Here is a 23,830-nt window from a genome sequence, read left to right as displayed (position 1 = left end):
TAACAGTGATCGGAAGGTTATTCTGTCATCGAAGTGGCTAGGTGCAACATTCTCTATTTCGCTTTATATAGCAAGGTTTTTCAAAAGGTGGCATGCTCATCTCATTCAAGGCATATAGATGGGGTAACGAAGGATTTGGACCATGGATCAGTCCCATGAGAAGGATCATGGTGAACATATGCCGAAAGGAGGACGCCACCTTTGTTGAATCAACCTTATGGTTTGCGGTTCGATATTTATGAGCGCGTTCATTTGTCTGAGGGAGTTCCTGCGATTGAGGAATTGGAGGAGATTGAATTATACCCGCGCATTCAAGTCATCGGGCAGGATGATCATGCCACGTTAAGAGGGCATCTTTTACTTACAGGTGCGTACAGAGGAGAAAATGAGGCTTCAGAGGAGCTCAAACATTTCATTCCCGTGGAGATTACAGTGCCGCTGAACCGAGTCAGATCGATTGAGGATATTTCCATTGAGATCGAGAATTTTGACGTGGATCTGTTGTCCAATCGTAGTCTGAACATTACTGGCGTGTTGTCGTTGCGAGGCATCGAGGGCTTTCATGCTGAAGAGCCGCAAGTGTGGTCAGCAGATGAGTTTACAGTAGTCCACTCACCGGATGCTCAGCAATCCAACCGTTCCGATGAAGCAGAAGAGACAGATAGCGATCCTAACACATTTGCACAGGAGTATCTGCTCCAGCGGAGTGAGGAAGAGAGACTTGCGAATGCAGCAGAGCTTGCCTATGGTGCCCCGGAATATCATCAGGAATATGCAAACTTATCCTCGGCGGAGCCACTCCAATCGGCGGAGCAAAGTGCCGAGTACGCTAACGAAAACAGACAACCTGATGCAAACGAAGATCCTGCATTTCTGACAGCGAATGGAGATGAACTGGCATCCCAGGAGCCATACAGCGAACCTTCTCCCATCTCGTCATTTATGGCTGAGACGGCTGATCGGTTGTCTTCTTACCCAGAGTCGGAACCATTGCTTCCTCTGGAAGATGAGTCTTCAGCGTGGTCCGAGCCTTCCTTGGATGCATTGCCTACAGAGCCTAGAAATTCAGATCAAGAAGTCCAAGAGCCTGCTGCTCAATTATCCAATGAGTTCGCAGCACCAGATGTACCGGACGGACCGGACGTATGGCATTTCGAATCAGCGAGATCTGTACCTCAGCAGGAGAATCAGGCAGTTGATGTTCCGGTTGAACCACAAGCGGAGAACTGGCAAGGTGTATTCGGTACGTCCGAAGCAGGCAATGCAGAGGAAGAACGCCAGTCTTTTGAAGCGACTGAGGTAGATGAGTTTGTGCAGAATGAAGCATTTGTCCCTGAACCTGTTGCTGAGACGGAAGACAAGCCGGAGATGAAGGTTGCTTTTGGCAGTAAAAAGGAATCCGCTCCAAGACAAGAGGAGGGTGTGGGGATCTCTTCCTTGTTATCCTCCGGCAGATCAGCACGAGATGCTGAAGTGGAGAGAGGCGAAGAGGTTCCAGCCGGTGTGATACAGGAAGAAACGTATGCACCTGAGGATGTGGAATGGAAGAATCTGTTCCTGGGAACGATTGTGGACCAGACGCCATTCCGTAAAGTGAAGTTGTGTATCGTCCAGCGGGAAGATACACTGGATGCCATTGCGGATCGATATCAATTGAGCACGAGGGAACTTCAGTTGTATAATCGATTATCTGAACAAGTTGTGGAAGAAGGTCAGATATTGTACATCCCTTAATCCGTAGTTAAAGCCTTCGTTAGGACCCGTGATCCCCTTGAGGATTGCGGGTTTTTGCATGATTTGCCCTAAACCTGCATTCCAGCGCACTTTATCCGCTGTTGTCAGGTTGACTATCGCGCACGAGCAAGGTATGATGTGTGTAGGTTTTTTGAAGAACAACGTGGAACGGGAGTAGTAGACAGTATGACCTTTCAGAGAGTGGAATTGCAACGCTGTGAGATTCCGCAGGAACCAACTGATCGAAGTCGCCCGGGAGTTGCCTGTTTGAATTCAAGGGATGAATGAGCGTTATCGTCATTTATTTCTGAGGTAGGATGGGCCGGTAGCAGCCGTTATCTGCTTGAAGTGTCACGTCCTGTACAGAGGGGGAAGTCTACCTTGCTGTCGGCGTGAAACAAAGGTGGTACCGCGAAAGCTAACCTTTCGTCCTTTGATGGATGAAAGGTTTTTTTTGTTTTTTTTGGCGAAGATGATGAAGATGAAGTAACGGAGGAATGACACATGTCTGAGGAAAAAAAATCAGCTGCAACAGAAATGCCGACCACTTACGATCCTAAAGCGGCAGAAGACAAATGGTACTCCACCTGGATGGAGCGCGGATATTTCAAAGCCGGTCAACGTAAAGATGCCGAGCCGTATACGATTGTAATTCCACCCCCAAATGTGACCGGGATGCTGCACATCGGGCATGCGCTCGACTTTACACTACAGGATATTCTGATCCGCACCAAACGGATGCAGGGTTATGATGCACTGTGGCTTCCGGGTTCTGACCATGCAGGTATTGCTACCCAAACCAAAGTGGAGCAGAAGCTGCGTGAAGAAGGTCTGACTCGTTATGATCTGGGACGCGAGAAGTTTCTGGAGAAAGTATGGGATTGGAAAGATCAATATGCCACAACCATTCGTCAGCAATGGGGCAAAATGGGTTTGTCCCTTGACTACTCACGTGAACGTTTTACGCTGGATGAAGGTCTGTCCCAAGCGGTTCGCAAAGTATTTGTTCAACTGTATGAAAAAGGCCTTATTTACCGCGGCAAACGCATCATTAACTGGGACCCGGTGAACCGGACAGCCCTGTCTGACATTGAGGTTGAATATAAAGAGGTTCAGGGTCACCTGTACCATCTGCGTTACCCGCTCAAAGACGGAAGTGGCTACGTTACAGTAGCAACAACGCGTCCTGAAACGATGCTGGGTGATACAGCGGTCGCTGTTCATCCGAAGGATGAGCGCTATGCAGATATGATTGGCAAAGTCCTTGTACTGCCTATCATTGGACGCGAAATTCCAATTATCGCTGATGATTATGTGGATAAAGAGTTCGGAAGTGGTGCAGTAAAAATCACGCCTGCACATGATCCGAATGACTTTGAAGTAGGTCTTCGTCATGATCTGCCACAGATTACGGTAATGGATGAGAGTGGCACAATGAATGCAGAAGCTGGTAAGTATCAGGGACTGGATCGCAGTGAATGCCGCAAGCAGATTGTTGCTGATATGAAAGAGCAAGGCATATTGATCAACATCGAGGATCATACGCATCAGGTTGGACACAGTGAACGTACCGGCGCTGTTGTTGAACCGTATCTGTCTACTCAGTGGTTTGTTGAGATGAAGCCACTTGCAGAGAGAGCGATCAAGAAACAACAGAGCGGCGAAGGGGTTAATTTTGTTCCAGACCGTTTCGAGAAAACATATCTGAACTGGATCGAGAACGTTCGTGACTGGTGTATTTCCCGTCAACTGTGGTGGGGACATCGTATTCCGGCCTGGTATGATGAGGAAACGGGTGAAATCATCGTATCTGCTGAAGATCCTACAACGCTACCAGAGAATGCAGGACGCAAGCTTAGACAGGACGAAGATGTACTCGATACTTGGTTTAGCTCCGGCTTATGGCCATTCTCCACACTAGGCTGGCCGGAAGATACGGAAGATCTGCAACGTTATTATCCGACAAGTGTACTTGTGACAGGGTATGACATCATATATTTCTGGGTTGCACGTATGATTTTCACTGCACTGGAATTCACGGATGAGATTCCGTTCAAGGATGTGCTGATGCATGGTCTTGTTCGTGATGCAGATGGACGTAAAATGTCCAAATCACTGGGCAACGGTGTAGATCCGCTGGATGTGATCGAGAAATATGGCGCAGATGCAATGCGTTACATGATCTCAACCAGCAGCACGCCAGGCCAGGATCTCCGTTTCCGTTGGGAACGGGTGGAGCAGGCTCGTAATTTTGCCAACAAGATCTGGAACGCTTCGCGCTTTGCATTGATGAATCTGGAAGGATTCACCTATGAGGATCGTGACATCAGCGGAGAGCTTGGTACAGCGGATTATTGGATTTTGCACCGTCTGAACGAAACTTCCCGCGATATTACGCGTCTAATCGAAGCGTATGAATTTGGGGAAACAGGTCGTGTGCTGTATAACTTTATCTGGGATGACCTGTGTGATTGGTACATTGAGTTCGCTAAACTGTCCTTCTATGGGGAAGATCCGGTTACCAAGAAGAAAACACAATCCGTACTGGCTTATGTGCTGGATCAGACCATGCGCCTGATTCATCCGTTTATGCCATACATCTCCGAAGAGATCTGGCAGCATCTGCCGCATGAAGGTGAGACGATTACGTTGGCAGCATGGCCGGTATATGATCCTGCTTTTGAGAATCCAGAGGCTGTTGCCGAGATGAACCTGCTCATGGATACCATTCGTGCAGTTCGGAACATCCGTGCAGAAGTGAACGTGCCTATGAGCAAAAAGATTGAATTGATGGTGAAAGCAAACAGCCCTGAGGCGTCCAGCATCATCGAACGTAACAGTCATTACATCAAACGTTTCTGTAACACGTCCGAGTTCGATAGTGGGCTGGATCTGAGCTCCCCGGATAAGGCAATGACTGCAATCATCACAGGGGCAGAACTATACTTGCCGCTGGCAGGTCTTATTGATATCGAACAGGAAGTGGCTCGTCTGGAGAAAGAGTTGCAGAACCTTGAGGGCGAAGTACTCCGTGTGGAGAAAAAGCTGTCGAATGAAGGCTTTGTAGCCAAAGCGCCTGCCAAAGTTATTGAGGAAGAGCGCGCCAAGCAAGCAGATTATTCCGATAAACGGGATAAAGTGATCGCACGAATCAAGGAACTGAAAGGTTAATATATTTGGGTCGGATGGAGAGCCAGTATGCCATCCGGCCGCTTTTTTCACTCAAACTCGGAACCGAAGGTGAATCAGATGACGGAATTAGACGGGACAGATGCAGCAGCTCCTTTACTTACGTATAACGAGGCCGTGGACTGGATCAATGGCCTTATTCCTTTTGGCATCCGACCTGGAATGGAACGAATCGAGGGTCTGATGTCTATGTTAGGCAATCCTCACCAACGTCTCAAATTTATTCACGTCGCGGGAACGAACGGCAAAGGTTCGACTTGCGCTTTTTTGACGTCAGTGCTTCTTCAGGCTGGATATGATGTGGGTACCTTTACATCGCCTTATATCACCAAGTTTACGAACCGTTTTCAATACAACGGCGAGGATATTCCGGAAGAGACACTGTTGAAGATCTCTAACCGTTTGCGACCGCTGGTTATGGAAATGGCATCTACACCGCTTGGTTCCCCAACGATGTTTGAGGTGTCTACGGCTCTCGCGCTTCTGTATTATGCAGAAGAGTGCTACCCTGATGTTGTGGTATGGGAGACGGGGCTGGGGGGAAGGATGGACGTAACGAATATTGTTTCGCCTGTTGTGTCCGTCATCACCAACATTGGTATGGATCATACGGATGTGCTTGGAGATACGATTGAGCAGATCGCTGGAGAAAAGGCAGGCATTATCAAGCCGGGAGTACCCGTTGTAACCTGCGCGACGCAACCCGAAGCTGTGAAAGTGATTCAGGAGAAAGCACAGCAGCTTCAATCAAGCCTGTATTTGGCTGGAAATCAATTCTCTTATCATCGACTGGAGAGTAATGAGAACGGACAATCTTTTCATTTTACAGGCCCTTTTCGTGACCTGGACGTTCGCATCCGCATGCAGGGCTCACACCAATGTGACAATGCAGCGGCCGCACTGATGGTGCTCGAATTGCTTAGACAATACATGGCATTTATGCTGGATGACAACGATATCGCACTTGGACTGGAGAATGCTTTTTGGGCAGGGAGATTCGAAAAAGTCGTCGATGAACCCCGAATTGTGCTCGATGGAGCACATAATCCGGAAGGGGCAGAGTCGCTGGCCAAGAGCATTACGGATGTCTATCCTCACAACAAGTTAATTTTGATGATGGGTATGTTGGCAAATAAGCATCACGAATCATATTTGCAGCATATACTGCCACTAGTGGATACGCTGATCCTGACCGAGCCAGACTTCCGACGCAAAATGGCTGCAGATGAATTGCTGCAGATTGTCGAACGGGTACGTCCCGCCTTTGCGAAGCAGGAACTGGAAATCATCGTCGAGCCCGAATGGGCAAAGGCTCTTGATCTATTGAAGTCACGGACGGAAGCGGAGGATCTGGGGGTGGTCTCCGGCACACTGTACCTGATTGCGGATGTGCGGGCAGCCCTTTTGCATCAAACCGATTCTGAAAAAGGTTGGTGAAAGTTTTGTTAAATACATCGGAACACGTTCATTTTATAGGGATTGGCGGATATGGCATGAGTGCCATCGCTAGAGTTATGTTGGAAATGGGATACACCGTTACCGGATCGGATGTCGCTTCACAGGAGTTGACCGAGAAGTTGGCAGCCAAGGGAGCGAAAATATATATCGGCCATACAGCAGAGCACGTCACTGGAGCAGACCTGGTTGTATACTCTACGGCAGCGCCTGCTGATAATGTGGAACGGGTAGCAGCTGCAGAGCTCAACATTCCGATTCTGCATCGTTCCCAGATGCTTGCACGTTTGTTAAATGAACGTAAAGGTGTGGCTGTGGCTGGAGCCCACGGTAAAACCACCACCTCATCCATGATTGCACTGGTTATGGATAAATGTGATACGGACCCGACATATATCATTGGCGGAGAGATCATGAATGTGGGCACCAACGCCAAGGCAGGCCAGGGCGACTGGGTAGTTGCCGAGGCGGACGAGAGCGATGGCTCATTTTTGCAGTACCATCCATGGCTCGGTATTGTAACCAATATTGAGGCAGATCATCTGGAGAATTACAACAGTGATTTTGAGGAACTCAAAAAGGCTTATGTGCAGTTCCTGAGCCAGATTCGTCCGGAAGGAACAGCCATTGTGTGCTCAGACGACGAGAATGTTCAAGCGATTTTGCCAGAACTCAAGTCACGGATTACAACTTATGGTATTGATCGTGCTGCGGATTATATGGCAACGGATATTGTATTGGGCGATCGCCGTATCTCCTTTACGATGAATCATCAGGGTGCTCCTATGGGCACGGTGGAATTATCAGTGCCAGGTAAGCATAACGTTTATAATGCGATGGCTACTGTAATTACCTGTCTGGAAGCAGGTATTCCATTTGAGAAGATTGTGGCAGCGATCATCCAGTTCCACGGAGCCAAACGCAGATTCCAGGTATTGGGCGAGGCGCGTGATATGCTGATCATCGATGATTATGCGCATCACCCGACGGAGATTGAAGCGACTATTAGTGCAGCCAAAGCGACAGGCAAACGTATTATTGCGGTATTCCAGCCACAGCGTTATACGCGTACGTTCTTCCTGTTGGATGCGTTCAGTCGTGCTTTCGCGGAAGCGGATGAGGTGCTTATTACGGATATCTATTCTCCTGCGGGCGAAAAACAGATCGAAGGGGTAACCTCCGCCAAACTGGTTGAACTAATCGTTCAAAACAGTAATGCTTCTGCACGGTACCTTCCTACGAAAGAAGAAGTTGTAGCTGATCTGCAGCATCGTTTGCAGCCAGGAGACCTGGTGATTACGATGGGTGCAGGTGATATCTGGAAAGTTGGAGATACACTTGCCAAAGGCTTGAAATAGATCATTTGCGAAACCGCCTGTCTTCGATATGAAGCAGGCGTTTTTTTGCGTTAATTGGAATGTCTTCTGCCTTCTCTGCATATAGCTGATATAAATGGGACAAAGGAGAGGGTACGGGTGAGCAATGCTAGAATGACGTTTCGCTTCGGGGATCATGAGTCGGACAAGCCTGAAAACAAGAGGAGTTCCGCATCCAGTCCATTGGTGTCGTTAAGTGAAGAATTACCGCATAATCAACTGCTAACGCCTAAGCAGATGGATACGACCCCATCATGGACGCCAGAGGATATTCCCGGAGACTGGGGAGAGACGGTGCTGACAAGCTCTACTGTACCTGAACCTGACGAGAGGGTGAGCCCTGATTCGAACTCGAATTTTGATGAGCACCATTATCTAGGAAACCGTTCCGGTTACGGTTATGATAATTATTCAGAAGGTCCGGAGGAAGAGCGTCGCTATCGGTCTAATGCCCAAGAGGATCAGGGCCACGACTGGCTTGCAGATTCGGAGAACTATTCCTATAAGCGCAATCGTCCTCCAAGGGGCTGGAAAATGATTGGTTCTGTCACTGGGGCACTTGTTACCGGAGCACTCTTTGGCATGGTGATTCTCTCATTTTTTAATAAAGAAGGAGCCGTCAAGCCAGACGATCTTCTGCCCGCCAATCAGGCAGTTTCCACTGTGACCGGTCAGGACGGGACTGCAGGTACAGAACAGCAGACAGCGGCGACTGGCAGCACGTATTATGCACTTCAATACGGCGTGTTCAGTTCTCCTGAACGAGCTGAGCAGGCCAAGCTTGAACTGGCTCAGGCAGGTATAGCCGCAGGGTCTGATCCTGAAGATGGTAATCGAGTATATGCAGGCATTTCGGCTGACCGTGAAGAGGCCAAGCTACTTAGCTCCAGGCTTAAAGCTCAGGGAGTCGAACTGTATGTCAAGGAGATCGTGAACCCTGAGATCAATCCGGCTATATTCGGTGGCAAGCAAGAGGATGTGCAGCTTTTCTTCACAAACAGTTCTGCACTGGTCGAACAATTGTCTACCTTGTCCATTCAGCAATTGGGACAATCTGCACCGACAGCAGTCTCTGCAGAAACGATGACCGCGATTCAGAATAAACACCAGTCATGGTTAACCGGTTTGAATAGTCTCTCACCCGGCCTGACTGCGGAGGTACAGCCTATTGTTGGTGGAATGGAGAAATCAATGAACGATGCAATAACGGCTATTGCAGAGTACAACAAAAATCCGGATGATGTGCACATGTGGTCCGTGCAGTCCGATCTGATGGAATATGTACTACAGCAGAAAAAATGGCTCGAAGCGATTAAGCAGTAACATGCTCTTTCCCATAACAACGCTTGGAATTACCCATCCGGCAAGGAACTGGAAATAGTTCCCCTTGCCGGATTTGTGTTTGTATTGACGTACAAAACCCCGTATAATAATGTGGGTGTCAAAAAATGGCGAGGGAAGATTACCGATGAAAAAAAACTTCGGCATGTTATTGCTGTTTCTGCTGCTCGGCTGGATGGCCGGAGCGTGGATCGCCAAGGCACTGCAGCCTGTTAAGGCAGTAGCCTTTCTTACGAAAGCCACGACCATACGTTGGTCGCCGCAGGCTGATCTTGATATTATCAGTTATGATATTTCACTTCAATTTCAAATGAGCCTTCTGAGTCTGATCGGTATGATTGCCGCTGTGTGGCTATATCGCAGACTGTAGGAGAATGACGAGTTATGACGAAAAAAATTAACCAGTGACATCTATTATCGTGATCCGGACAGGATGTTGCCGTGGCATAAGGAGCCGTTCATTTTGGATAACACAAAGCAGCGCCCTATTATTCTGGCCTCCACATCGCCTCGGCGCAAGGAACTGATCGCATCACTCCACCTAGCGTTTGATGTAATACCAAGTCATGCCAATGAAGATACACCGCCAGAGTGGACCCCTGAACAGACGGTACAGGAGCTTGCTTTGCGCAAGGCGCTTGCTGTGTATCGGGGGCTTGAAGGCCGCGAGCAGGAAGCCATTATTGTTGGTAGTGACACCGTTGTTGTTCTGGATGGTGAGATTCTGGGCAAACCCGTAGATGAAGCGGATGCTGAACGTATGTTATCCCAGCTGCAGGGCCGTGTGCATCGGGTGTTTACGGGCGTCGCTTGTATTGATGCGGGCAATGGACAGTCGTTAGTTCATTATCGCCAGACCGATGTAACGATGAAAGAACTGTCGGATGCGACCATCCGTGCTTATGTGAAGACAGGTGAGCCTTCGGACAAGGCAGGATCTTATGCCATTCAGGGCATTGGCGCTTCACTGGTCGACCGTATTGAAGGATGTTATTTTAATGTGGTTGGCTTGCCGCTATCCTTGCTAAGTGACATGCTGGACGGGTTCGGCGTACATGTGTTGCCACGAACATGAATGAAGCCAAATGTTGTGAAATGAAAAGAGGGAACATATGGAGTCGCCTCAATACATGATGCGCGACATCCCCCAGGAAGAACGCCCGAGAGAACGCATGATGGAATATGGGGCGGGCGCCTTAAGCCATGCTGAATTGCTGGCCATTTTACTTCGAACAGGCACAAGACAGGAATCCGCGGTGCATATGGCACAGCGGATTCTGACCGAAACGGGTGGCATTCGCTCGTTAATGGATCTGAGTCTGGAAGAATTGACTGCGATGAAAGGGATTGGCAATGCCAAGGCTGTACAATTGAAAGCTGGCATTGAGCTGGGGCATCGGATTGCCAAGAGCAGACTCACACAGTCGGCTTCAATCCGTACACCGCGTGATGCAGCTGACATCCTGATCGAACAATTGCGTTATTTGCAAAAAGAACATTTTGTGTGTCTCTTTCTGAATAGCAAAAATCATATTATTGCCCAGGAAACACTCTCCATGGGCAGCCTTAACGCTTCGATTGTACATCCGCGTGAAGTGTTCCGGGCTGCCATCAAATGCAGCAGCGCATCTATTGTGTGCGCACACAACCATCCGAGCGGTGATCCTACGCCCAGTCCGGAGGATATCCAAATAACCAAGAGACTGATTGAAGCAGGCGCTATTGTTGGTATTGACGTGCTTGATCATATAATTATCGGAGATGGAACGTACGTAAGTTTGAAGGAGAAGGGCTTAGTATAATATAATGGTTGGCGTTGATGTTTTCCTATGAATGTTAACGGCGTTGTCCGTAAAAGATAGGTTCACTTTACAAATGAAAAAAAAACAAATGCGAATATTAGCTCCACGTGTTACGTGGGAATGAAATTATCACGCTCTGGATCTGAATAGAGCGGCTATATGAGGCAGAAAAGGAGAATATGTTATGTTTGGTGGTTTTACGAAAGATTTGGGTATTGACTTGGGGACAGCAAATACGTTGGTTTATGTACGAGGAAAAGGAATTGTGGTGCGCGAACCTTCGGTAGTCGCTATACGCACAGATACAAAAAGCATTGAAGCAGTAGGTGAAGCTGCCAAAAAAATGATTGGACGTACACCAGGTAACATTCGTGCCATTCGTCCAATGAAAGATGGCGTTATCGCCGACTTTGATACAACGGCAACAATGATCAAATATTTCATCCGTGAGGCGCAGAAACAACGCTCCATGTTCCAACGTCATCCAAACGTGATGGTATGTGTACCGTCCGGGATCACGGCTGTAGAACAACGTGCGGTTGAAGATGCAACGAAACAGGCTGGAGCACGCGAAGCCTATACAATTGAAGAGCCTTTTGCAGCTGCAATTGGTGCGGATCTGCCTGTATGGGAGCCAACAGGTAGTATGGTTGTCGATATTGGTGGCGGTACAACGGAAGTGGCTGTTATCTCTCTTGGTGGGATTGTAACGAGCCGTTCGGTTCGCGTAGCAGGTGACGAGATGGATGAATCCGTTATTCAATACATCAAACGCCAATACAATCTGATGATCGGTGAGCGTACATCGGAGCAGTTGAAGATGGACATCGGATCAGCAATGCCATTGGAGCAAGTAGAAACGATGGAAATTCGTGGACGTGACCTCGTTACAGGTCTGCCGAAGACCATTACGATTACTTCGGACGAGATCAGCGAAGCATTGGCTGATACGGTGAATGCAATTGTTGAAGCGGTAAAAGTAACCCTTGAGAAATGCCCACCAGAACTTGCGGCCGATATTATGGATCGTGGAATCGTTCTTACAGGTGGTGGGGCGCTTCTGCGCAATCTGGACAAGCTTCTGGCTGGTGAGACAGGAATGCCTGTCATCGTGGCTGAGAATCCGCTGGATTGTGTAGCAATCGGAACAGGTAAAGCGCTAGAGAATATTCATTTGTTCAAAAGCAGAAGCAGTTCGGCAGTTCGTTCCAAACGTTAATCGGTATTTGCCTAACTTGACATTGCGAATAAGTGGCAAGATATCTTTATAGAGGACCCGGTTAACCCCGGGGATGAGCTATTACCCGCTTAACAGGGGAGGATCGGCTGATATTCTCGCAGGGACTACAAGTCTGACAGTCTCCCCGCCGGGCATGGCTCGGAAGAGAATATGGATGTTAGAGGGTGTTCGAACTGTTTAAACTGCTAGGCAACAAAAGACTTTTTGTTTTGCTGGTGGGCCTTGTTACATTTATCGCGTTAATGGGCTTTACGCTCAGTCCGCGAACCACTCTATCCTGGCCGGAGAAATTCCTGAAGGATTCAGTTGGATTTGTACAATACGTATTTTACAAGCCCGCTTCTTATGTAGCGGGCTTTTTTAAAGATGTAGCGAACATGCGTACGGTATATCAAGAGAATGAAGAGCTTCGTATCGCGATGGGTCACTATACCCGGGATCGGCTGAAGTACAATGATATGGAGCAAGTGAATGAGCAGCTTCAGAAAGCGCTCAATTTCACCGAAGAACAGAAGAATCGGTATAATTATGGTTCACGAATTGCTCAGGTTATCAGTGCCAATTCAGATCCGAATAGCAGAACCATTAACATTGATATTGGTGAAAATGCGGGAATTAAGCCGGGGATGGCTGTAACCTCGCAAGAAGGGCTAGTCGGCGTGATTAGTCATGTCAGCTCCTATACATCAACAGTTAATCTGTTAACGTCCATGGATGCCAATGATCCAACATCCAACGCTATTGCAGCAACGGCAGTAGGTAAGGAGAAAGTGTTTGGTATGATTGAGAGTTATGATCCGAAGACGGGCATGCTCAAGATGACCAAAATCTCAGAAGATTCTAATATCCAAAAGGATGATGAGATCATCTCCTCTGGAATTATAAACAATTTTCCGAAGTACATGCGGATTGGGAAAGTGAAGAGTGTCGAGAAAAGTGAGTATGGTTTAACCAAAACAGCTACAATTGAGCCATATGCAAGTTTCCTTGATTGGAAAGAGTTGATTGTCATTATCCCGCCTGAGGTAAAAGAATAATGGTAACGCGCAAGCAAGTTTTGTTCCTGTTGTTATTCGTTTTGTTCATTGCGGAAGGTACGATTTTGCCGCTGCTCATTCCTTCTGGCTGGCAGATGCGTATTTCTGCCAATCTGGTCTATATCGTCATTTTGTTTATCGCCGTATATCATCACCGACACACGGCACTAGTGCTCGGTATATTTTTTGGACTATTGCATGACGTTGTATTCTACGGCGAGATGATTGGACCTTATGGATTTTCGATGGGATTATCGGCGTACATGATGGGACTCATTTTTCAAGCACCTCGTGCACCACTGCCCGTTATGGTATCGGTTGTCATTTTGGGAAGTCTGCTGAATGACACCATGCTATTTTTCCTGTACAAGCTCTTCCAACTTAACCACGTGACCTTTGACTGGGCGTTGATTGAATACATGATTCCTAATTTGTTCATTCATTTTGTGTTTGCCTTGATCATATATGTCCCGCTTCGGAAACAACTGGAGCGGATCGGCAAGAGACGGAGCAAGACAGAAGAAGCTTCCTAAATACATTTATGGAGCGCAAAGCAGGAACTTGGGGCCCCGGGCACGAAATGTAATGAGATGGGAGGGACAGGCTTATGACGGTAAAATCGAATCACGTAACGATTAAAGGCATCCGAGACGGCCTGGTTTTCCTGTTGGACGATCAATGTGAATTCGAGGAATTGCTCTATGAGCTCCGCTATAAGCTGGAACACAGCCATCAAAATATTTTGACCGGACCGATTGTTCATGTGGATATCAAGTTGGGTGCCCGCGAAGTGACAGAGGACCAGAAAGAAGCAATTCTCGATATATTGAAACAAAAAGGGAATCTGCTTATTCGATCCATCGATTCACCTGCACTCCAACCGGAGGTTAAAGGACCGCCGCCGATTGTAACCATGTGTGGTATGGTGCGTTCAGGTCAGGTGCTTCATCATGAAGGAAATCTCCTGTTTCTTGGGGATATCAATCCGGGGGGCACAGTGACGTGTACCGGAGATATATATGTGTTGGGTTCACTCAGAGGTATGGCTCATGCCGGAATTGGCGGGGACGAGGAAGCAATTATTGCAGCATCGGTATTTGCACCGACGCAGCTACGGATTGCGGATATCATCAGTCGTCCTCCCGATGAATGGGAGAGCCGAGAGACCGGAATGGAATTTGCTTACTTACAGGACAATCAGATGCAGATAGACAAAATGAGCAATATCGTTCGGTTACGCCGAGATTTTAATGTGTTTAAAGGAGTGTAGCTCATGGGAGAGGCGATCGTGATCACTTCGGGTAAAGGCGGCGTGGGTAAAACAACCACCTCGGCAAACATCGGGACAGCGCTGGCGCTGCTCGGCAAAAAGGTTTGTCTGGTAGATACCGATATCGGCCTTCGTAATTTGGATGTCGTGATGGGACTCGAAAACCGTATTATTTACGATCTGTGCGACGTTGCGGACGGCCGCTGCCGTCTGAATCAGGCTTTGGTCAAAGACAAGCGTTTCGAAGAATTATACATGTTGCCTGCGGCGCAGACGAGAGACAAAAACTCGGTATCGCCAGAACAGGTGAAGGATATTATCCTTGAATTGAAAAAAGATTTTGAATACGTCATTATTGATTGCCCCGCAGGGATCGAGCAGGGGTTCAAAAATGCGGTAGCAGGAGCAGATCAGGCCATCGTGGTCACTACACCGGAAAATGCTGCAGTACGTGATGCGGATCGTGTCATCGGCCTGCTGGAGAGTTCACATATTCAATCACCTAAACTGGTGGTGAATCGAATTCGCAATAATATGGTTAAATCGGGTGACATGTTAGATATCGATGGTATTTTACAAGTACTTAATATTGACCTGATTGGCATCGTGCCTGATGATGAACTAGTCATCAAAGCTGCCAATTCAGGAGAACCCACGGTCATGAATCCGGATTCACTTGCAGCGATTGCGTATCGGAATATTGCACGCCGCATTCTGGGAGATACGGTCCCATTAATGCAGCTGGAGCAGAAAAAGGGTGCTTTTTCTCGCTTCAAAAAGTTCTTCGGAATGGGTTAACTCGTTAAACGAACTTATTCATAATTTTAAATACATGACAGCCGTGGCGCATAGCCCGGCTTTTTTTGTTATCTGACCGGCAGGCTTGTTCATATTATCATCCACCTCTTCATAGGATGTAGTAAACAAGCCTCGGCGGGAGGATATTCCATGAACACGAAACTCAGAATCAAGCAGAGACGAGAAGAACGCATTCGGCGACTGATGGATGGAGCCACTGTGGAGGTCTTACAGGAGCAAAAAGTAGGTTCATTGTTGGACAAGAATGAGATCATGCACCGGAAACCGTTTACGCCTAGTGAAGGGATACAAGAAAGAGATCCAGAATGGTTGTGGAAAAAAGAGAACGGTCGTTTCGTTCCAGGGGGGCATTCGAGATTCAACCTAATCAAGTCACTTTTAAAACGAACGGTCATTAGCGCTTTGATATTCGGCGGAGTATGGGGGCTGTTTCAATTAGATACATCGTGGACGAAAGCTCCCAAAACAGTCATTGCCGATGCACTCCATCGAGATATGGATTTCGCCTCTGCAGCAGCCTGGTATGAACGTCATTTTGGAGGAACGCCTTCGTTTCTGCCTGTTCTTGGTCATACGACGGATGCTGTCAATGGCTCAGGCATACGACAATTACTGGGTAAACCAATCTCAGGAACAGTGGTTCAGCCATTCGCGCTGAGCATGAAAGGAATTGAGATCGTTCCGGATGCTGCTGGTGCAGAACTTGTACAGGTCGCAAGTTCGGATGCTGGACGTGTCATGGAGGTTATCGGAGATGCAGCAAGTGGATTCACCGTTGTGATTCAACATACAGGCAATGTCACGGCAATATACGGTCGGCTGAACGAAAGTGAAGTGAACGTGAATGATTGGGTGGAAGCGGGGAATCCAGTGGGGAGTCTCAAAGCTACGGGTGGTGAGCAACCGGCCACGCTCTATTTTGCGGTCAAAGAGGGGGAGGAGTACGTAGACCCAGCGGAAGTTGTTGCCCTTGATTAGGGTGTGGGGGGTCCGTATTACGTTTCATCCGTTTTTTGTAATTATCATGATGGCCTCCCTCCTGACTGGACATTTCATTGAACTTATTACGCTGTTTGCCATCGTATTCATTCATGAATGTGGACATGCTGCGGCGGCGGCCCTTCTGGGATATCGTGTTTTGTCAATCCAGATGCTTCCTTTTGGAGGAGTAGCGGTTATTGAAGATGGAGGTACGATCACAGCCTACCGGGAAATCATGATTGCTCTTGCAGGTCCATTACAAAACATGCTGATGGTTGGTGTGGTTTTATTGTTGCAGTATGGCCATCTCGGCGATCCGGTTTTTCTCAATTATATCATTCAGGGAAACCTGCTCATCGCCCTATTTAATCTGCTGCCTGTACTTCCTCTGGACGGAGGAAAAATTGTTCAGGCGCTTGTCAGCCTGTGGGCACCCTACTATACAACATTAATGTGGACCTACAGAATTAGTATTCTGTGTAGCGTAGGAGTTGTTTTATATGCGATCTGCCGATGGTTTACTGGAGACAACGGCTTACCGTTAAACATTCTGTTAATCGGTCTTTTTTTGTTCTATTCCAATCTGACGGATTACCGAAATGTACCTTATCGCTTTATTCGTTTTCTGATGAATCGAGAAGGGGCGTTCACTCGTCACGCGGCTGCTGGCAGTTTGGCGCAGCCAATAATCTCATTTCCAGCGAAACCTTTGGACACTATTTTGCGTCTATTAAAGAGAGAAAGATACCATATGGTATACGTGATGAACAGACAGGGACAAATTATGGCCGTATTGCCTGAACAACGCATTATCGGGTCCTATTTTCAACAAAATGGCGATAAATTGTAGTGTTCTGGTGGACCTGTTCTGAAATGGGTTAATACATGTACAATGAGAATGGTAAAGAGAGCTGAAATGGATGTGGATGAATTGAATTGTCTTCTAGAGGTGAAGCCATGAAACAAATGATCGTACATAATGAACATAACCTCATGCAAATGGCGCTTCTGGAAGAAGGCAAAGCTGTGGAATTTACAGCAGAGCGTACACGCGAGCGTGGACTGTTGGGTTCCTTTTTCAAGGGACGGGTAGTTAATGTGCTACCGGGTATGCAGGCTGCTTTTGTGGATATCGGTCAGAAAAAGAATGCGTTTCTGTATGTGGATGATGTGTTACATCCCCATCTGGAGAAGCAACCTAAGGTGAAGCCTTCCATCTCGGAGTTGCTTCGTCCAGGTCAGGAAGTCATTGTTCAGGTTCTGAAAGAACCGGTAGGAGGCAAGGGAGCCCGGGTGACGACTCATTATTCACTTCCGGGCCGCTGGCTTGTCTACATGCCTGTTGCCGACTATGTGGCGGTTTCCAAGAAGATTGCCCGTGAAGGGGATCGTTCTCGTCTTAAGGCACTTGGGGAGCAGTTGAGGCGGGATGAAGAAGGACTTATTATTCGAACCGTATCTGGAGAAGAGCAGCATGAAGCCATCAAGTCGGACTTGGAAACATTACGTGCGCAGTGGTACCTGATTCGTGAAAAAGCGGACAGTTTGCCTTCGCCAAGCCTCCTGCATCGGGATCATAGCATGGTGCAGCGAATCATCAGAGATGTGTACACACCAGGCAGTGATGAGGTCATCACCGATAGTGAAGGACAAGCCCGTGAGGTAAAAGCATTGCTGGAAGAGATTAGTCCTGGTCATCAACCCAAAGTTCAGGTGTATCGGGGTACAGAATCCATCTTTGCTGCCTATGGTGTACAGGAACAGTTGAATAAGGATTTTGCCCGAAAAGTCTGGCTGCCCGGAGGCGGATATATTGTCATTGACCATACTGAAGCTCTGACTGTAGTGGATGTGAACACAGGCAAATATACTGGAGCTGGCGGTGACAGTCTAGAAGAGACCGTGACGGAGACCAACATGCAGGCAGCAGTGGAGATTGCCCGTCTGATGCGTCTGCGGGATATCGGTGGCATGATAATTGTCGACTTCATTGATATGGAGGAAGCCTCGAATCGGCATGAAGTTGCGTCAACCTTGGAGGGTCAACTCAAAAAGGATCGGACCAAAGCGTTTGTAATGGGTTGGACCAAGCTGGGTTTGCTCGAACTTACCCGTAAGAAAGTGCGGGAAGAAAGTACGTTGCCCTATGTTGAGCCGTGTTCTTCCTGTCATGGAACGGGAAAAAGATATATTTCACCTTTGCATTGATTTTTGATATATTGCGTGATATAATCTTCAAGTATGTGTTTAGCCTATTGGTCTTGCACATGCTGTAACCGCACTGGCCGGGTATAAGAACAGTTCCGCAAGGAGGCTGTCACCTGAGAACGGGCGAGTCTGAGACATGAGGAGGTGCAAGGCAAATGTACGCAATTATTGAAACAGGCGGCAAACAGTACAAAGTCCAAGAGGGCGATGTTCTGTTCATCGAGAAATTGACTGCGAACGATGGCGAAAGCGTAACGTTCGACCGTGTCCTGGCTGTATCTAACGATCAAGGTTTGACAGCAGGTACACCATTGATTTCCGGAGCTACTGTAACGGCTAAAGTGGAGAAACATGGCAAAGGACAAAAGGTTATCGTATACAAATACAAACCTAAAAAGAACTACCATGTGAAGCAAGGTCACCGTCAACCGTACACTAAAGTAACTATCGAAACAATCAAAGCGTAAAGAAGGTGCGATAAGTGATTATCGTTCAAATCTTTCGTGATGAGGACGGGAACATCGAACGCTTTTCCATCGAAGGGCATGCCAATTTTGCCAAGCGGGGAGAAGATATCGTATGTGCCGGGGTATCCGCTGTTACAGTGGGTACGGTGAACTCAATTGAAACATTGACCGGTGTCGAAATGGATGCCAAGATGAAGAATGGCTTTTTAAGTGGTTCTTTACCTTTGTTGGAGAGAGGGGAAACCTGGTCCCAGGTACAGCTGTTACTCGAATCCATGGTGGTTATGCTCTCTAATATTGCAGAGTCATACGGGAAGTATATTAAAATACAGCAATTCAAATAAGCAAAGAAGGAGGACAACCAATCATGTTGAAATTAAATCTTCAGTTATTCGCATCGAAAAAAGGTGTAGGTTCCACGAAGAACGGACGTGACAGTAATGCTCAACGTCTGGGTGTTAAACGTGCTGATGGTCAAACTGTAACTGGTGGTAGCATTCTCGTTCGCCAACGCGGAACGAAAATTCACCCAGGAACTAACGTTGGCATTGGTAAAGATGACACTTTGTTCGCGAAAATCGACGGCGTTGTAAAATTCGAACGTTGGGGACGCGATCGCAAAAAAGTAAGCATCTATCCTGTTAATGTTGCTCCTGTAGCAGCAGCAGTAGAAGCGTAATATCGGCATTCCGCCTAAGGAGCCTTCGGCATTTTTGCCGAAGGTTTTTTGTATTCAACGGTTATTCGGTAATGAACTGGCAGAAAAGACATGTTATACTTGGATACGGTGGGTGTAGACCAACCGAGTTTTGTAGAACGGGGAGAAGCCATGAAATCTTGGAAAAGAGTGCCGTGGATTGCGGCATGTTCACTTCTGATTCCTTTGGTTTTCGTTATGTTGTATCCGGCGATGATCTCAAGCGTCGTATGCGCATTGTGGTCCGTCGCAGTATTGTTCATTTCTGTGAATGCGATGAAGAAACAGGCGGAGGCGGAACGCAGAACCATCATACAATCCATGGAAAAGACAGCAATTGCTTCATTAAATCATCATCGACACGACTGGATGAACGACCTTCAGGTGTTATATGGATATCTTCGGATGGGCAAACTTGATAAATCCCTGCAATGTGTGGAAAGAATAAAAGAGCGGGTTACGGAAGAGAGTCGAATCTCCAGGTTGGGTATTCCTTCGCTCGTATTTTATCTTCAATCTTTTCGGGCCAGTGGAATGCCGCTGGAATTGCATGTGGAAATAGAAGAAGAGTTGCAGCTTAGTGCTCTGGTCTCTCCCGAGGATGGCGAGTCACTTACCGGGGCGATTGCGGATGCAATCAGAGCCTATCAATATGGCGGCGGCCGGTCTTCTTGGGGAGAGGTTCGCAAACTGACCTTGAACTTCGGGCAGGATCATGGAGATGTGGTTGTCCGACTGGAGGGGGATCAAACACCCGATCCGGAAACATTGCGGCAGCTTACTGCCGTACTCCAAGGAAAAAAAGTCAGAACGGAGCAGTTTCCGTCTGAGGATACGTTTATACAATTCAGAATGCCGTGTGGAATATAGGAAGAAGGGGTTAACCAATGTTTGTAGATAAAGCGAAGATTTATGTAAAAGCCGGAGACGGAGGGGACGGAATTATTTCCTTCCGTCGTGAGAAGTATGTTCCAAACGGTGGACCCGCCGGGGGCGATGGAGGCAGAGGGGCTGACATCATTTTCCGGGTGGATGAAGGTCTGCGGACGTTGATGGATTTTCGTTACCAGCGTCACTTCAAGGCCCCACGTGGTGAGAAGGGACGTAATAAAAGTCAGCACGGTGCAAACGCTGAGAACATGATTGTGCGCATTCCACCAGGAACTGTCATTCTGGATGAAGACAGTGGAGAAGTACTGGCGGATATGACACGTCACGGTCAACAAGTTGTTATTGCTCGTGGTGGTCGGGGTGGTCGGGGTAACATCCGATTTGCCACACCGAACAATCCTGCGCCTGAACTTGCCGAGAATGGTGAAGAAGGCCAAGAGCGTTATATCGTATTAGAGCTAAAAGTGATGGCAGATGTTGGTCTGGTTGGTTTCCCGAGTGTCGGGAAATCCACACTGCTTTCTGTCGTTTCGTCAGCCAAGCCAAAGATTGGTGCATATCATTTCACAACCATCACACCGAACCTGGGTGTAGTCGGTGTAGGAGAAGGCCGAAGCTTCGTTATGGCCGATTTGCCTGGTCTGATTGAAGGCGCACATGAAGGAATCGGACTGGGACATGAGTTTTTACGTCATGTCGAGCGTACCCGTATTATTATTCATGTGGTGGACATGTCGGGTTCAGAAGGACGCGATCCATTTGAAGACTGGCAGAAAATTAATGATGAACTGAAACTGTACAATCCGCTTTTGGCTGAGAGACCGCAGGTTGTAGCAGCCAATAAAATGGATATGCCGGACTCCGAAGCAAATTTGGAGCAATTTTTGCAGCAAGTTCGTGAGGTGCAACCGGATATTGAAGTGATGCCTATTTCATCTCTGACTCGTAAAGGGATTCAAGAGCTCTTGTATCGTGCCGCTGATCTCCTGGATCAGATTCCGGACGAGCCAGTGGTTGAAGAGGTAGCAGACGTATCCGAACGTAAAGTGTACAGCTTGGACAAAAAAGAGGACGATGGTTTCCGCATCTTGCGTGAGAATGAAATGTTCGTTGTCGAAAGTGCCAAGATTGATCGCATGATGAAACGGATGCAATTGAACTCGCATGAAGCTATATTGAAACTCGCACGTACAATGCGTTATATGGGTGTGGACGCTGAGTTGCGTAAGCGTGGAGCTGTAGAAGGCACCATCGTGCGTATTGGAGACTTTGAATTTGAATTTGTGGAAGGCAGCAGTTACTACTAAGTAACCGTCTTCCGTGGAGAGACAGATTGATATACAGACGCAGAGAAGTGGGAAGTTGACCCGCAGCTCTGCGTTTTTTTTGTTTTTTCCTGACATGGGAGAGGCATAAACTTGTATACTGTGAGGAATACATTTCAAAAAATAGGCATGTCATGTATTGCCCTTTTGTCGTAGATCCTATATAATGTCCACTATATGAATACATGAGTCTTTGAGGAGAGGACGTTCTGTGAACGAACGCTATTACTTGGTACGGGAAGATATTTTACCGGAGGCAGTGGTGAAGACCATGCAGGTAAAAGAACTACTGGCTTCTGGTGATGTTAAAACAGTGCATGAGGCGGTTGAACAGGTTGGATTAAGCCGGAGCGCCTTTTACAAGTACAAGGATGGAATTCATCTGATCAACCAGCTTGAACGGGAGAGAATTGTAACGATCTCTATTGATCTGGAGCATCAGTCAGGGATCTTGTCTCGTGTGCTTGGACATGTAGCAGGTTATGGAGCCAACGTGCTCACGATTAATCAGAGTATACCGCTTCAAGGAAGAGCCAATGTTGTCATTTCAGTGGAAACGACACATCTTCATGGCGAAATTGGTGAAATGCTGGATCGAATGCAAGATATGCCTGGAGTAAGACGCACACGTATTGTAGGCCAAGGTTAATGAGGCTTTAATATACAGGACTGACAGACAAGAATAGACATTAGGGGGTAGATCGTTAGTGAAACCAGTAAAAGTCGGATTGTTGGGTCTGGGAACTGTGGGAACGGGAGTCGTTCGCATTGTGGAAGGGAATCAGGAGGATCTGAGCAGTCAGGTTGGATCGCCGATTGTCATTGAGAAGATCGCGGTGAAAAATACAGAGAAAGAACGTGTTATTGCTGTAGACCGTGCCAAACTCACTGAAGATCCTTGGGAAGTCATTCGTCATCCGGATATTGATGTCATCGTTGAAGTCATGGGTGGCATTGATCAGACGAAAGAGTATATTCTTGAAGCGTTGGAACGTGGGAAGCATATCGTAACAGCGAACAAAGATCTCATGGCACTGCATGGTACAGAGATTTTGGCGAAGGCGCAGGAAAAGCAATGTGATGTGTTCTATGAGGCGAGTGTTGCGGGAGGGATTCCAATCATTCGTACGCTGATTGAAGGTTTCTCTTCTGATCGGATTACTCGCATTATGGGGATAGTGAACGGAACAACGAACTTTATTCTGACCAAAATGAGTCAGGAAGGTGCATCCTATGAAGAAGTGCTAGCCGAAGCACAGGCGCTGGGATACGCTGAATCGGATCCAACCTCCGATGTGGAAGGACTTGATGCAGCTCGCAAAATGGCGATCTTGAGCACACTGGGTTTCCGCACTAATGTGGAGTTGAAGGATGTAACTGTTAGAGGCATATCCTCCGTTACTCGTGAAGACATAACCTATGCCAGAAGACTGGGCTATGAGATGAAGTTACTTGGTATTGCGGACCGGATTGACGATGAGATTACGATTAGCGTACAGCCGACAATGGTTAGACAGAATCACCCCATTGCTTCAGTCAATGGTGTGTTCAACGCAGTATATGTACACGGTGAAGCTGTAGGGGAGACCATGTTCTACGGTGCGGGTGCGGGAGAACTGCCAACGGCAACTTCGGTTGTAGCTGATATTGTGGCGGTTACCAAAAACCTCAAACTTGGCGTGAACGGTCTCAAAGCAATTGTTCCTTATAAGCAGAAGCGAATGCAAAGCGATGAGCAGATCGTGTCGAAAAACTTTATTTTACTGCACGTGGACGACAAAGCCGGTGTATTGGCACAAATTACACAAATTTTCGCTGAATATGATGTCAGTCTGGCGTCGGTTGTTCAACAGCCGAATGAGCACAACCCGGATGCCGAGATCATTATCGTTACGCATAATGCAAGTAAGGCAAGCATGGATAAAGTGTTAAAACATTTTGAATCACTCAGCGTCATTCGTCGCATTAAGAGTGTATACCGGGTCGAAGGATAATTGT

General features: G+C 47.5%; 23 protein-coding genes and 2 other annotated features. All 23 genes read left to right on the top strand.

Features of this window, described 5'->3' with window-relative positions:
* The first annotated feature begins 201 nt into the window (after positions 1–201).
* The gene (locus MKZ12_RS23510; protein WP_339257041.1) at positions 202–1,734 is read left to right on the top strand and encodes a LysM peptidoglycan-binding domain-containing protein; all 1,533 of its coding nucleotides are present in this window, start codon (positions 202–204) and stop codon (positions 1,732–1,734) included.
* 155 nt (positions 1,735–1,889) lie between these two features.
* Positions 1,890–2,171 (top strand) — a binding site (T-box leader).
* A gap of 67 nt (positions 2,172–2,238) precedes the next feature.
* Positions 2,239–4,905 (top strand): valine--tRNA ligase, encoded by a 2,667-nt coding sequence (locus MKZ12_RS23505; RefSeq protein WP_339257038.1) that lies wholly within the window; start codon positions 2,239–2,241, stop codon positions 4,903–4,905.
* Positions 4,906–4,983: 78 nt separating this feature from the next.
* The gene (locus MKZ12_RS23500; protein ID WP_339257036.1) at positions 4,984–6,360 is read left to right on the top strand and encodes a folylpolyglutamate synthase/dihydrofolate synthase family protein; all 1,377 of its coding nucleotides are present in this window, start codon (positions 4,984–4,986) and stop codon (positions 6,358–6,360) included.
* A gap of 56 nt (positions 6,361–6,416) precedes the next feature.
* Positions 6,417–7,736, top strand: coding sequence for a UDP-N-acetylmuramate--L-alanine ligase (gene murC, locus MKZ12_RS23495; protein ID WP_339261502.1), 1,320 nt, complete (start codon positions 6,417–6,419; stop codon positions 7,734–7,736).
* A 117-nt stretch (positions 7,737–7,853) separates the two neighbouring features.
* A complete protein-coding gene (locus tag MKZ12_RS23490) occupies positions 7,854–9,077 on the top strand; it encodes an SPOR domain-containing protein (RefSeq protein ID WP_339257034.1) in 1,224 nt (407 codons plus the stop codon).
* Between the two features lie 145 nt (positions 9,078–9,222).
* Positions 9,223–9,465 (top strand): DUF4321 domain-containing protein, encoded by a 243-nt coding sequence (locus MKZ12_RS23485; RefSeq protein WP_047841183.1) that lies wholly within the window; start codon positions 9,223–9,225, stop codon positions 9,463–9,465.
* Between the two features lie 93 nt (positions 9,466–9,558).
* The gene (locus tag MKZ12_RS23480) at positions 9,559–10,170 is read left to right on the top strand and encodes a Maf family protein (protein WP_339257032.1); all 612 of its coding nucleotides are present in this window, start codon (positions 9,559–9,561) and stop codon (positions 10,168–10,170) included.
* Positions 10,171–10,207: 37 nt separating this feature from the next.
* On the top strand, positions 10,208–10,897 hold the full coding sequence (gene radC, locus MKZ12_RS23475) for a DNA repair protein RadC (protein WP_339237080.1): 690 nt from the start codon (positions 10,208–10,210) through the stop codon (positions 10,895–10,897).
* Between the two features lie 184 nt (positions 10,898–11,081).
* Positions 11,082–12,116, top strand: coding sequence for a rod shape-determining protein (locus MKZ12_RS23470; RefSeq protein WP_024633969.1), 1,035 nt, complete (start codon positions 11,082–11,084; stop codon positions 12,114–12,116).
* Positions 12,117–12,301: 185 nt separating this feature from the next.
* Entirely contained in the window at positions 12,302–13,174 is an 873-nt protein-coding gene (mreC, locus tag MKZ12_RS23465) for a rod shape-determining protein MreC (RefSeq protein WP_339237077.1), read from the top strand.
* Positions 13,174–13,707 (top strand): rod shape-determining protein MreD, encoded by a 534-nt coding sequence (gene mreD, locus MKZ12_RS23460; protein WP_036605906.1) that lies wholly within the window; start codon positions 13,174–13,176, stop codon positions 13,705–13,707. The genes mreC and mreD overlap by 1 nt, the downstream gene beginning before the upstream one ends.
* 74 nt (positions 13,708–13,781) lie before the next feature.
* Positions 13,782–14,444: a septum site-determining protein MinC gene (minC, locus tag MKZ12_RS23455; RefSeq protein WP_017692615.1), complete on the top strand. Its 663-nt coding sequence runs from the start codon at positions 13,782–13,784 to the stop codon at positions 14,442–14,444.
* Positions 14,445–14,447: 3 nt separating this feature from the next.
* Complete coding sequence (minD, locus tag MKZ12_RS23450) at positions 14,448–15,242, top strand: septum site-determining protein MinD (RefSeq protein WP_024633965.1); 795 nt, start codon at positions 14,448–14,450, stop codon at positions 15,240–15,242.
* A gap of 150 nt (positions 15,243–15,392) precedes the next feature.
* Positions 15,393–16,241, top strand: coding sequence for a M23 family metallopeptidase (locus MKZ12_RS23445; RefSeq protein ID WP_339257031.1), 849 nt, complete (start codon positions 15,393–15,395; stop codon positions 16,239–16,241).
* Positions 16,234–17,094, top strand: coding sequence for a M50 family metallopeptidase (locus MKZ12_RS23440; protein WP_339257029.1), 861 nt, complete (start codon positions 16,234–16,236; stop codon positions 17,092–17,094). Before MKZ12_RS23445 ends, MKZ12_RS23440 begins: the two co-directional genes overlap by 8 nt.
* A gap of 107 nt (positions 17,095–17,201) precedes the next feature.
* Complete coding sequence (locus MKZ12_RS23435) at positions 17,202–18,452, top strand: Rne/Rng family ribonuclease (RefSeq protein WP_339257027.1); 1,251 nt, start codon at positions 17,202–17,204, stop codon at positions 18,450–18,452.
* Between the two features lie 56 nt (positions 18,453–18,508).
* Positions 18,509–18,593: a sequence feature (ribosomal protein L21 leader region), on the top strand.
* A 14-nt stretch (positions 18,594–18,607) separates the two neighbouring features.
* Positions 18,608–18,919: a 50S ribosomal protein L21 gene (gene rplU / locus MKZ12_RS23430; protein WP_017692620.1), complete on the top strand. Its 312-nt coding sequence runs from the start codon at positions 18,608–18,610 to the stop codon at positions 18,917–18,919.
* A 14-nt stretch (positions 18,920–18,933) separates the two neighbouring features.
* Positions 18,934–19,263 carry a ribosomal-processing cysteine protease Prp gene (locus tag MKZ12_RS23425; protein WP_036605912.1) on the top strand — a complete coding sequence of 110 codons (330 nt, stop codon included), beginning with the start codon at positions 18,934–18,936 and terminating at the stop codon, positions 19,261–19,263.
* A 23-nt stretch (positions 19,264–19,286) separates the two neighbouring features.
* A complete protein-coding gene (gene rpmA, locus MKZ12_RS23420) occupies positions 19,287–19,598 on the top strand; it encodes a 50S ribosomal protein L27 (RefSeq protein WP_017692622.1) in 312 nt (103 codons plus the stop codon).
* Between the two features lie 90 nt (positions 19,599–19,688).
* Entirely contained in the window at positions 19,689–20,486 is a 798-nt protein-coding gene (locus MKZ12_RS23415; protein ID WP_339257025.1) for a Spo0B domain-containing protein, read from the top strand.
* A 17-nt stretch (positions 20,487–20,503) separates the two neighbouring features.
* Positions 20,504–21,814 carry a GTPase ObgE gene (obgE, locus tag MKZ12_RS23410; protein ID WP_339237061.1) on the top strand — a complete coding sequence of 437 codons (1,311 nt, stop codon included), beginning with the start codon at positions 20,504–20,506 and terminating at the stop codon, positions 21,812–21,814.
* Between the two features lie 229 nt (positions 21,815–22,043).
* Positions 22,044–22,481 carry an ACT domain-containing protein gene (locus MKZ12_RS23405; protein WP_017692625.1) on the top strand — a complete coding sequence of 146 codons (438 nt, stop codon included), beginning with the start codon at positions 22,044–22,046 and terminating at the stop codon, positions 22,479–22,481.
* A gap of 58 nt (positions 22,482–22,539) precedes the next feature.
* Positions 22,540–23,826 carry a homoserine dehydrogenase gene (locus tag MKZ12_RS23400; protein WP_339257023.1) on the top strand — a complete coding sequence of 429 codons (1,287 nt, stop codon included), beginning with the start codon at positions 22,540–22,542 and terminating at the stop codon, positions 23,824–23,826.
* The last annotated feature ends 4 nt before the right edge of the window (positions 23,827–23,830 follow it).

The organism is Paenibacillus sp. FSL R5-0713, from assembly GCF_037973325.1.
Lineage (GTDB): Bacteria > Bacillota > Bacilli > Paenibacillales > Paenibacillaceae > Paenibacillus.
The sequence above is the reverse complement of the archived record's forward strand: the minus strand, read 5'-3'. Positions and strand labels throughout refer to the sequence as shown.